Origin of the sequence: Enterobacter cloacae complex sp. IR5401 (assembly GCF_049238425.1) — a bacterium.
In the GTDB taxonomy this organism is placed as follows: domain Bacteria; phylum Pseudomonadota; class Gammaproteobacteria; order Enterobacterales; family Enterobacteriaceae; genus Enterobacter; species Enterobacter hormaechei_C.
Window position 1 is genome coordinate 96,811 of sequence record NZ_JBMKHN010000007.1, and the last position, 10,916, is coordinate 107,726.

7 protein-coding genes, 2 tRNA genes and 1 other RNA gene are annotated in these 10,916 nt (G+C 55.7%); 5 read left to right on the forward strand and 5 right to left on the reverse strand.

Annotated elements, in window-relative coordinates; all coding sequences use genetic code 11:
- The first annotated feature begins 93 nt into the window (after window positions 1-93).
- From ACOTX1_RS12505 to ACOTX1_RS12525, 5 genes are all read left to right on the forward strand, one after another.
- Complete coding sequence (locus ACOTX1_RS12505) at window positions 94-558, forward strand: YchJ family protein (protein ID WP_003856717.1); 465 nt, start codon at window positions 94-96, stop codon at window positions 556-558.
- Between the two features lie 41 nt (window positions 559-599).
- Entirely contained in the window at window positions 600-1,442 is an 843-nt protein-coding gene (gene purU / locus ACOTX1_RS12510) for a formyltetrahydrofolate deformylase (RefSeq protein WP_003856715.1), read from the forward strand.
- Window positions 1,443-1,599: 157 nt separating this feature from the next.
- Window positions 1,600-1,684: transfer RNA gene (locus ACOTX1_RS12515), tRNA-Tyr, on the forward strand.
- A gap of 34 nt (window positions 1,685-1,718) precedes the next feature.
- Window positions 1,719-1,803: transfer RNA gene (locus tag ACOTX1_RS12520), tRNA-Tyr, on the forward strand.
- Between the two features lie 45 nt (window positions 1,804-1,848).
- A non-coding RNA gene (locus ACOTX1_RS12525) (RtT sRNA) lies at window positions 1,849-1,979 on the forward strand.
- 211 nt (window positions 1,980-2,190) lie between these two features.
- Here the strand turns inward: ACOTX1_RS12525 and narI are convergent.
- From narI to ACOTX1_RS12550, 5 genes are all read right to left on the reverse strand, one after another.
- Window positions 2,191-2,868, reverse strand: coding sequence for a respiratory nitrate reductase subunit gamma (narI, locus tag ACOTX1_RS12530; protein ID WP_003856712.1), 678 nt, complete (start codon window positions 2,866-2,868; stop codon window positions 2,191-2,193).
- Window positions 2,868-3,578: a nitrate reductase molybdenum cofactor assembly chaperone gene (narJ, locus tag ACOTX1_RS12535; protein ID WP_022651366.1), complete on the reverse strand. Its 711-nt coding sequence runs from the start codon at window positions 3,576-3,578 to the stop codon at window positions 2,868-2,870. Before narJ ends, narI begins: the two co-directional genes overlap by 1 nt.
- Entirely contained in the window at window positions 3,575-5,110 is a 1,536-nt protein-coding gene (gene narH / locus ACOTX1_RS12540) for a nitrate reductase subunit beta (RefSeq protein WP_023314262.1), read from the reverse strand. Before narH ends, narJ begins: the two co-directional genes overlap by 4 nt.
- Entirely contained in the window at window positions 5,107-8,850 is a 3,744-nt protein-coding gene (locus ACOTX1_RS12545; protein WP_023314263.1) for a nitrate reductase subunit alpha, read from the reverse strand. The genes narH and ACOTX1_RS12545 overlap by 4 nt, the downstream gene beginning before the upstream one ends.
- Before the next feature lie 381 nt (window positions 8,851-9,231).
- Window positions 9,232-10,629, reverse strand: a complete 1,398-nt coding sequence (locus ACOTX1_RS12550) for a NarK family nitrate/nitrite MFS transporter (RefSeq protein WP_003856705.1) — start codon at window positions 10,627-10,629, stop codon at window positions 9,232-9,234.
- Between the last annotated feature and the right edge of the window lie 287 nt (window positions 10,630-10,916).

Sequence of the window (10,916 nt, forward strand, 5' to 3'; positions counted from 1 at the left end):
TGGATTCCCGACATAGCGTCAACGCACCTGCTCAGTTAACATATTGCTACCTTAAGCGTTTAACGCCTTATTTTTTGTTCCAGGAAGAGAATCGTGTCTCAACTCTGCCCCTGTGGTAGCGCTCTGGAGTATAGCCTATGTTGCCAGCGATATCTTTCTGGCAAGCAGGTTGCACCAGACCCGTCACACCTTATGCGCTCGCGGTATACTGCTTTTGTGATCAAAAACGCAGACTACCTGATTAAGACCTGGCATCCGTCCTGCCATGCTGCCGATTTTCGCCAAGAGATTGAAGCCGGATTTGCTAACACCGTCTGGCTGGGCCTCACCGTCTTTGAAGCCGCTCCCGGACGCGATGCCAACGAGGGCTATGTCAGTTTTGTCGCCCGCTTTAGCGAACAAAACAAACCCGGCGCCATCATTGAACGCTCACGGTTCTTAAAGGACAGCGGGCAATGGTATTATATTGACGGCACACGTCCGCAATTCGGTCGTAACGATCCCTGCCCCTGTGGTTCAGGAAAAAAATTTAAAAAGTGTTGCGGCAGTAATGCCTGACAACTCAGACTTCGCAAATACATAAACAGGATTTCCCGGCGATGCAATCATTACAACGTAAAGTTCTGCGCACTATCTGTCCCGATCAAAAAGGGCTGATCGCACGAATTACCAACATTTGCTACAAGCATGAACTGAATATCGTGCAGAACAACGAGTTCGTTGACCACCGTACCGGTCGCTTCTTTATGCGTACCGAACTAGAAGGCATTTTCAACGACACAACCCTGCTTGCCGATCTGGACAGCGCCCTGCCGGAAGGCTCGGTGCGCGAGCTGAACCCGGCGGGCCGTCGCCGTATTGTCATTCTGGTCACCAAAGAGGCGCACTGCCTGGGCGATCTGCTGATGAAAGCCAACTACGGTGGCCTGGACGTCGAAATTGCCGCCGTCATTGGCAACCACGAGACGCTGCGTACACTGGTAGAACGTTTCGACATTCCGTTTGAGCTGGTCAGTCACGAAGGCCATACCCGTGAAGAGCACGACAACCTGATGGCTGCTGCGATTGAAGCGCATAACCCGGACTACGTGGTGCTGGCGAAATATATGCGCGTGCTGACGCCATCCTTCGTGGCGCGCTTCCCGAACAAGATTATCAACATCCACCACTCCTTCCTGCCAGCCTTTATTGGCGCGCGTCCGTATCACCAGGCATACGAGCGTGGGGTGAAGATCATTGGCGCAACCGCGCACTACGTGAATGATAATCTGGATGAAGGCCCAATCATCATGCAGGACGTGATTCACGTGGATCACACCTACACGGCAGAAGATATGATGCGTGCCGGCCGTGACGTTGAGAAGAACGTACTAAGCCGTGCGCTGTATCAGGTACTTGCCCAGCGCGTCTTTGTGTACGGCAACAGAACGATTATTCTTTAATCCCTCGGAAAATGAATTGATTAGCTTTACGCCTTTGCGGATAAAAAGCAGGCAAACAGCTTCATTTTCCTAAAGGAATGCTTTACAGGGGCGTCTCATTTGATATGATGCGCCCCGCTTCCAACACGAAGCAGGCCAGTTAAAAGCATTACCCCGTGGTGGGGTTCCCGAGCGGCCAAAGGGAGCAGACTGTAAATCTGCCGTCATCGACTTCGAAGGTTCGAATCCTTCCCCCACCACCATCTCCAGCTTTACCTCAAAATATGAATTACCCCTGGTGGGGTTCCCGAGCGGCCAAAGGGAGCAGACTGTAAATCTGCCGTCATCGACTTCGAAGGTTCGAATCCTTCCCCCACCACCATCACTTCCAGATGCTACAGCACTCTCTCAAAGCACAATGCCCCATGGTTCTTCAGTGCGGGGAAGGATGAGAAGCTTCGACCAAGGTTCGATTCGAGCGTAGCGAGAAAGCGTTGCCGCAGGCAACGACCCGAAGGGCGAAGCGCGAAGCGCTGAGTAATCCTTCCCCCACCACCATCACTTCCAGATTCTTTAGCACTATCCAAAAGCACAATGCCCCATGGTTCTCCCATGCGGGGAAGGATAAGAAGCTTCGACCAAGGTTCGATTCGAGCATAGTGAATTCTGTAGGCCGGGTAAGGCGCAACCGCCACCCGGCATCCGCACGAAACCCTGGATCGGGGACAAAAAAAACCCCGCATATGCGGGGTTGTATTAATACAGCGAATCAGCGACGAGCACGCACAACCTGATATTTGCGCGTCAGGTACTCCACCGGCGCACTCCAGATGTGCACCAGGCGAGAGAACGGGAACAGCACAAACAGGGTCATACCCAACACCAGGTGAACGCGGAAGATGAACGCCACGCCGTCCAGATGCTCAGAGGCGCCCCCGCGGAAGGTCACGACAGACTGCGCCCATCCCACCAGCTTCATCATCTCGCTGCCGTCCATATGCTGCGCAGAGAATGGAATGGTCAGCAGACCAAGCGCACACTGCACCATCAGCAGGGAGAGGATCAGGATGTCCGCTCCGGTCGTGGTAGCCCGCACGCGTGGGCTGAACAGACGGCGTTTCAGCAGCAACAGACCACCCACCAGGGTCATCACGCCGCAGGCGCCACCGGCGAGCATCGCCATCTTCTGCTTCACGTCAATCGGCAGCCACGCTTCGTACATCCAGTGCGGGGTCAGCATCCCCAGGAAGTGACCGGCGAAAATCCCCAAAATCCCGATGTGGAACAGGTTTGACGCCAGGTTCATCCCTTTACGATCCAGCATCTGGCTGGAGGCAGCACGCCAGGTGTACTGGCCATAGTCATAACGCAGCCAGCTTCCCACCAGGAACACGGTGCCCGCGATATACGGGTAAATGTCAAAGAAGAACATATTCAGGAAGTGCATTAGTGCTGTCCTCCGTTAGAGATATTCAAATATTGCGGAGCCACCGCTCCGGCAAAACGACGCTGATGCGCGGAGATTTCAGATTCGCCACAGCTCTGGTCAGCAAAGAATTTCACCTGCTCTTCTTCCCAGACGGCATCCAGTGCTTGTGGGGTATCGTCCCGGGCTTCATCCGCGATTTTTTCCGCCACTTTTTGACTGTCAACCGAGGCGTTAGCCAGTTTCACCAGCAGATCAAACAGGACTGCATAGCTGCTCTCACGTTGCTGGAGACGCGCGCCGAGCAACGCCAGAATGGGAGCAATGTCCTGCAACCCGCCCAGCGCTTCCTCTTTCGGCAACTGCGCCAGATATTCCAGATACAGCGGCAGGTGATCCGGCAGCTCGCGGCTGTCGAGTTGCAAACCGTGCTGCTCGTACTGGGCCATCAGATCCACCATCGCCTGACCACGGTCGCGGGATTCACCGTGAACGTGTTCGAACAACAGCAGAGACGTGGCACGACCCCGGTCAAACAGCTGGCTGTAGTCCGCCTGCGCATCAAGAAGATCGCGCGCCAGCAGATCGCGGAGGAAAACGCCCAGCTTCTGGGCATCCTCTTTATCCAGGTTTTCAGATGACGCGAGTGCATCAAAGAGTTCCTGTTGATGCTGCACAAGCGCAGCATCAGGGTACTCGAGCAGACGCGAAACAATGACGAGTTCAATCATTGGTGCGGCTCCGTTTTGCTGGTCACATCCATCGCGTCGATGCGGCGGCTGTTGAACAGGTTGAATTTGCTGTCTGACCCGTGGCAACCGTCGCCAAAGGTAAAGCCACACCCACTTTTCTCCGGGAAGGCCTCGCGAGCCAGTTCACGGTGGCTGCTCGGCACCACGAAACGATCTTCGTAGTTAGCGATTGCCAGATAGCGGTACATCTCCTGCGCCTGCGCTTCGGTCAGACCAACCTCTTCCAGCGCGCGGGTATCGTTCACGCCGTCAACGGTTTCCGCACGTTTGAAGTGACGCATCGCCAGCATACGTTTCAGCGCCAGCAGTACCGGCTGGGTATCCCCGGCGGTGAGCAGGTTGGCCAGATACTGAACCGGGATACGCAGGCTTTCCACGTCCGGCAGAATGCCGTTGCTGCCCAGTTCACCCGCATCCGCCGCAGACTGAATCGGAGACAGCGGCGGCACGTACCAGACCATCGGCAGCGTGCGGTATTCCGGGTGCAGCGGCAGGGCCAGCTTCCAGTCCATCGCCATTTTGTACACCGGAGACTGCTGTGCGGCGTCAATCACGCTCTGCGGAATACCGTCTTTCAGCGCCTGCTCAATAACCTTCGGATCGTTTGGATCGAGGAAGACGTCTAGTTGACGCTGATACAGATCTTTCTCGTTCTCGGTGCTTGCGGCCTTTTCAATCGCGTCCGCGTCGTACAGCAGCACGCCGAGGTAGCGGATACGACCTACGCAGCTCTCTGAGCAGACGGTCGGCATACCGGCTTCGATACGCGGGTAGCAGAAGATGCACTTCTCAGACTTACCGCTCTTCCAGTTGAAGTAGATTTTTTTGTACGGGCAGCCGGTGATGCACATACGCCAGCCGCGGCACTTGTCCTGGTCGATCAGCACAATGCCATCTTCTTCACGCTTGTAGATGGCGCCGCTTGGGCAGGTCGCCACGCACGCCGGGTTAAGGCAGTGTTCGCACAGGCGCGGCAGGTACATCATGAAGGTGTTTTCGAACTGGCCGTACATCGCCTTCTGCATGTTCTCGAAGTTCTGGTCTTTGGCGCGTTTTTCGAACTCGCCGCCCAGAATCTCTTCCCAGTTTGGACCGCTGGTAATTTTGTCCATGCGCTGGCCGGTGATCAGCGAGCGAGGACGGGCGATCGGCTGGTGTTTGCTTTCCGGCGCGTTGTGCAGGTTCTGATAGTCGTAATCAAACGGCTCGTAGTAATCATCGATGCCCGGCAGATGCGGGTTAGCGAAGATTTTACCCAGCAGCATGGCACGGTTACCCATGCGCGGTTGCAGTTTGCCGTTGATTTTACGGATCCAGCCGCCCTTCCACTTCTCCTGGTTTTCCCAGTCGGTCGGGAAGCCGGTGCCCGGCTTACTTTCCACGTTGTTGAACCAGGCGTACTCCATACCTTCACGGCTGGTCCAGACGTTTTTACAGGTGACTGAGCAGGTATGACAGCCGATGCATTTATCCAGATTCAGCACCATGCCGACTTGTGAACGAATTTTCATTTTACGCTCTCCTGTACCTGGTCATTACCTTCGCCATCTAACCAGTTAATATTCTTCATCTTACGTACCACCACGAACTCATCGCGGTTCGATCCTACGGTGCCGTAGTAGTTAAAGCCGTAGGCCAGCTGGGCATAACCACCGATCATGTGGGTCGGCTTCGGCGTAATACGGGTCACGGAGTTGTGAATACCGCCGCGCTGTTCGGTGATCTCAGACCCCGGCAGGTTAACGATACGTTCCTGCGCGTGGTACATCATGGTCATCCCGGCCGGTACACGCTGGCTCACCACCGCACGTGCCGTCAGGGCACCGTTGCTGTTGAACACTTCAATCCAGTCGTTATCTTCGATACCCAGATCTTTGGCGTCCGCTTCGCTCATCCAGACGATTGGCCCCCCGCGCGACAGGGTCAGCATCAGCAGGTTGTCGCTATAGGTGGAGTGGATACCCCACTTCTGGTGCGGCGTCAGGAAGTTCAGCGCCTTCTCAGGGTTACCGTTCGATTTCGCACCCATCACCGCTTTCACGGAGCGGGTGTCGATTGGCGGACGGTACACAAGCAGGCTTTCACCGAAGTCACGCATCCACTGGTGATCCTGATACAGAGACTGACGGCCAGAAAGCGTGCGCCATGGGATCAACTCGTGAACGTTGGTGTATCCGGCGTTATAGGACACATGTTCATCTTCGAGGCCAGACCAGGTCGGGCTGGAGATAATCTTGCGCGGCTGGGCCTGAATATCGCGGAAGCGGATTTTCTCTTCCTCTTTATTCTTCGCCAGGTGCGTATGGTCACGACCGGTAAACTCGCTCAGGGCCGCCCAGGCTTTCACCGCCACGTGGCCGTTGGTTTCCGGGGCCAGGGTCAGGATCATTTCCGCCGCATCAATCGCCGTGTTCAGCATCGGCTGGCCTTTCGCCGGGCCGTCCGCTTTGGTGTAATTGAGCTTGCGCAGCAGGTCCATTTCACTCTGGGTGTTCCAGGCGATCCCTTTCCCGCCGTTACCGATTTTTTCCATCAGCGGGCCGATAGAGGTAAAGCGCTCGTACGTTGCCGGGTAATCACGTTCAACCGGAATAATGTGCGGCGCGGTTACGCCTGGGATCAGGTCGCACTCGCCTTTTTTCCAGTCCTTCACGTCCAGCGGCTGCGCCAGTTCGGCAGCGGAGTCGTGCTGGATTGGCAGCGTCACCACGTCGGTCTCTTTGCCCAGGTGCCCTACACAGACTTCGGAGAATTTCTTCGCGATGTCTTTGTAGATTTCCCAGTCGCTTTTTGATTCCCATGCCGGGTCAACGGCCGCAGACAGCGGATGAATAAACGGATGCATATCCGACGTATTCATGTCGTCTTTTTCGTACCAGGTGGCGGTAGGCAGCACGATATCGGAGTACAGGCAGGTACTGGACAGACGGAAGTCCAGCGTTACCACCAGATCCAGCTTGCCGTCCAGACCGTTGTCTTTCCATTCAACTTCTTCTGGCTTCACGCCGCCCTGCTTGCCGAGATCTTTACCCTGAATACCGTTTTCGGTACCGAGCAGGTATTTCAGCATGTATTCATGGCCTTTACCGGACGAACCCAGCAGGTTAGAGCGCCAGATGAACAGGTTACGCGGATGGTTTTTACCGTTCTCCGGCTGTTCTGCCGCGAAGCGGATTGAGCCGTCTTTGAGGGATTTAACGGTGTAGTCAACCGGTGACATGCCCGCTTTCTTCGCCGCTTCCGCAATGCGCAGCGGGTTCGTGCCCAGCTGCGGCGCAGACGGCAGCCAGCCCATACGCTCAGCGCGCACGTTGAAGTCAATCAGGTGGCCGCTGTAGCGGGATTTATCCGCCATCGGCGACAGCAGTTCCTGGGCGGTAACCGTCTCGTAGCGCCACTGGCTGGAGTGGTTATAGAAGTAGGAGGTGCTGTTCATGTGGCGTGCCGGACGCTGCCAGTCAAGGGCAAACGCCAGCGGCTGCCAGCCGGTCTGCGGACGCAGTTTTTCCTGACCCACGTAGTGCGCCCAGCCGCCGCCGCTCTGCCCGACGCAGCCGCAGAAGATCAGCATGTTGATCAGACCACGGTAGTTCATATCTAGGTGATACCAGTGGTTAAGACCCGCACCGACGATGATCATGGAGCGACCGTGGGTCTTGTCGGCGTTTTCCGCAAATTCACGCGCGATACGGGTGATCTGCGCGCGTGGCACGCCGGTGATCTGCTCCGCCCAGGCCGGGGTATAAGCCTTCACGTCATCATAGCTGGTCGCGCAGTTTTCATCGTTCAGGCCGCGCTCCAGGCCGTAGTTCGCCATGGTCAGATCGTAGACGGTAGTGACCAGAGCAGTAGTACCGTCCGCCAGTTGCAGGCGCTTAACCGGCAGTTTGTGCATCAGAACGTTTTGCAGCTCAACCTTGTTGAAGTGCTCGGAACCTTCACCACCAAAGTACGGGAAGCCGACATCGGCGATCTCATCCTGGCTGCCCAGCATGCTGAGGCGAAGTTCCGTCTCTTCACCCGTGGTGCCGTTACGCTGCTCCAGGTTCCATTTGCCTTTTTCGCCCCAGCGGAAGCCGATAGAACCGTTTGGCGCCACCAGCTCGCCGTTGCTGTTGCAGGCGACCGTTTTCCACTCCGGGTTGTTTTCCTGACCCAGCGCGTCCACCAGATCCGCGGCACGCAGCATACGGCCTGCGGCGTAATAGCCGTCACGCTCTTCGAGCATCACCAGCATTGGCATGTCGGTGTAGCGACGCACGTAATCGGTGAAATACTGGCTTGGCTTGTCGAGGTGGAATTCACGCAACATTACGTGGCCCATCGCCAGCGCCATGGCGGCATCGGTACCCTGTTTCGGCGCCAGCCACAGGTCGCACAGCTTGGCGATTTCGGCGTAGTCTGGGGTCACGGCAACGGTTTTGGTCCCTTTGTAACGTACTTCAGTAAAGAAGTGCGCATCCGGGGTACGGGTCTGCGGAACGTTAGAGCCCCAGGCGATGATGTAGCTGGAGTTGTACCAGTCAGCGGACTCCGGCACGTCGGTCTGCTCGCCCCAGGTCTGTGGCGACGCTGGCGGCAGGTCGCAGTACCAGTCGTAGAAGCTCAGGCAGGTACCGCCGATGAGTGACAGGTAGCGTGCGCCGGAGGCGTAAGAGACCATCGACATCGCCGGGATTGGCGAGAAGCCTGCCACACGGTCAGGACCGTAAGTTTTCACGGTGTAGACGTTGGAAGCCGCAATCAGCTCGTTCACCTCTTTCCAGGAAGAACGAACGAAACCACCGCGACCACGCGCCTGCTTGAAGCTTTTCGCTTTGTCGGCATCTTCAATGATGGAGGCCCAGGCATCAACCGGATCGCTGTGCTGCACTTTCGCTTCACGCCACATTTTCATCAGGCGTTTACGCATCAGCGGGTATTTCAGTCGGTTGGCGCTGTAGAGATACCAGGAGTAGCTGGCCCCACGCGGGCAGCCACGCGGCTCGTGGTTCGGCATATCCGGACGGGTACGCGGATAATCGGTCTGCTGCATTTCCCAGGTGACCAGACCGTTTTTAACGAAAATCTTCCAGCTACATGAGCCAGTGCAGTTTACGCCGTGGGTAGAACGGACAACTTTGTCATGCTGCCAGCGTTGACGGTAACCGTCTTCCCAGTCCCGGTTGGTATCCAGAACCTGGCCGTGCCCATCGGCAAAAGTTTCACCCTTCTGTTTGAAGTAGCGAAACCGGTCCAAAAATTTGCTCATCGGGTATCTCCTGTGTGGAGCCTGTGGCTCTCTAAATCGACATTGCTGATTTGCAGCGAAGGTAACGCTATGAAAGATGGTGAGAATTGATAACGATCAAGACGAAGGGGGACTCTGAGGGGGGGTATTAGATCAAATACCACCAAAGCGGTAGCTGTTATTATTTTTTAACTTTATGATTTATATGGATATATTTTATTTATCGTACAATAAGCGAGGCAAAATTTAACATCTTAGGTATTAAGGGGTAGAGACACCTGTAAAGCGATGGCGATCACAGCGTTACCTGTGGGTGACCACGGGTAACGCCATTAGTATGTTGTAACTATTTAGCGATTAAAAAAAGCGCGGCACTCAGGCCGCGCAAACGGATAATCAAGCTTACTTGTTTTTCTTGGTATTACGGCCATATACCAGCCAGGTGATGACCACGCAGGCGATATAGAAGACGAGGAATACTTTCATCGCACCCGCCGGAGAGCCGGTCAGATCCAGTGAGATACCGAACGCTTTTGGAATAAAGAAGCCGCCAATCGCGCCTATCGCAGAGATAAACCCAAGCGCCGCAGCGGTATCGGTGGCGGCTTCACGCATTGCCTGCTCGTCGCTCCCACCCTGCGCTTTCACGCGGTCCATGGTCAGCTTGCGGAAGATGACAGAGATCATCTGGAAAGTAGACGCACTGCCCAGCCCGGCGGTCAGGAACAGCACCATGAAGACGCCGAAGAAGGCAAAGAAGTTACCCCCCTCACCACCCGCAGGCAGCGTCAGGAACAGCAGCGCACAGAAGATGGCCATTACAACAAAGTTCACCAGCGTAACGCGCGTCCCGCCCAGACGGTCGGAGATCATCCCGCCCAGCGAACGTGCCAGCGCGCCGATAAACGGACCGAAGAAGGCAAACTGAAGGATCTGCACGTCCGGGAACTGGGTTTTAGACAGCATGGCAAAGCCTGCGGAGAAACCGATGAACGAGCCGAAGGTCGCCAGATACAGCAGCGCCATCACCCACAGGTGGCCACGCTTCAGAACCGGCAGCTGCTCGCTCAATGACGCTTTGGACGCGGACAGATCGTTCATGAAGAACCACGCCGCCAGGGTAAAGACCACCAGGAACGGTACCCAAATCCAGGAGGCGTTTTGCAGGAACAGCACGGAACCGTCGGGCTGCGTCACACCGCCGCCGCCAAAGGCCGCAAAGATGGAGACAGAGATCGCCAGCGGGGCAATCAGCTGCATCACGCTCACGCCCATGTTACCCAGACCGCCGTTAATGCCCAGCGCGCCACCCTGCTTCGCTTTCGGGAAGAAGAAGCTGATGTTTGCCATACTGGACGCAAAGTTCGCCCCCGCAAAACCGCACAGCAGAGAGATAATCACGAACACGCTAAACGGTGTGGAGGTATCCTGCACCGCAAAACCGAGCCACACGCACGGTATGATCATGATCCCGGTACTGAAAGCCGTCCAGCGACGACCACCAAAGACCGGCACCATAAACGCATAAGGAACGCGCAGCAGTGCGCCTGAAAGCGACGGCAACGCGGTCAACATAAACAGCTGGTCGGTGGTAAAGGTAAAGCCCACTTTTGGCAGGTTAACCGCAACCGCACTGAACAACATCCAGACGCAAAACGCCAGTAACAGACATGGAACGGAAATCCACAGATTACGACTTGCTACACGGTGGCCGCGCTGTTGCCAGAACGCCGGATCCTCTGGACGCCAGTCTGTAATAACGGCACCAGTTTCCCTTTCGGGAGCGGAAGAGTGACTCATAGACACCTCTGATTCTCGAATGATGCTGCAAACATTAGGGCTTTAGAGCGGCGGTAAGTTGATATAAATCAAAGGAAAAGTGGGAGGTTTTGCGGCAAAAAAAAAGCCATCACTCTTAATGAGTAGATGCAAAACGTAAAAAAGGTGTGGTTTTTCACGGTGCTGAGGCATCCCTGCTTCGTCCACCCACTAACCGTTACCTCTCTGGCAATTTAGAGGTAATCCTTTATTGGTATGGGTATACTCCAGGGTATGCACCAGAATAGCGCCATTCCTGCAATCAGGTC

Coding starts and splice junctions, on each gene's coding strand:
- purU (WP_003856715.1), top strand. CDS start 600: ATGCAATCATTACAACGTAAAGTTCTGCGCACTATCTGTCCCGATCAA.
- narI (WP_003856712.1), bottom strand. CDS start 2,868: ATGCACTTCCTGAATATGTTCTTCTTTGACATTTACCCGTATATCGCG.
- narJ (WP_022651366.1), bottom strand. CDS start 3,578: ATGATTGAACTCGTCATTGTTTCGCGTCTGCTCGAGTACCCTGATGCT.
- narH (WP_023314262.1), bottom strand. CDS start 5,110: ATGAAAATTCGTTCACAAGTCGGCATGGTGCTGAATCTGGATAAATGC.
- ACOTX1_RS12545 (WP_023314263.1), bottom strand. CDS start 8,850: ATGAGCAAATTTTTGGACCGGTTTCGCTACTTCAAACAGAAGGGTGAA.
- ACOTX1_RS12550 (WP_003856705.1), bottom strand. CDS start 10,629: ATGAGTCACTCTTCCGCTCCCGAAAGGGAAACTGGTGCCGTTATTACA.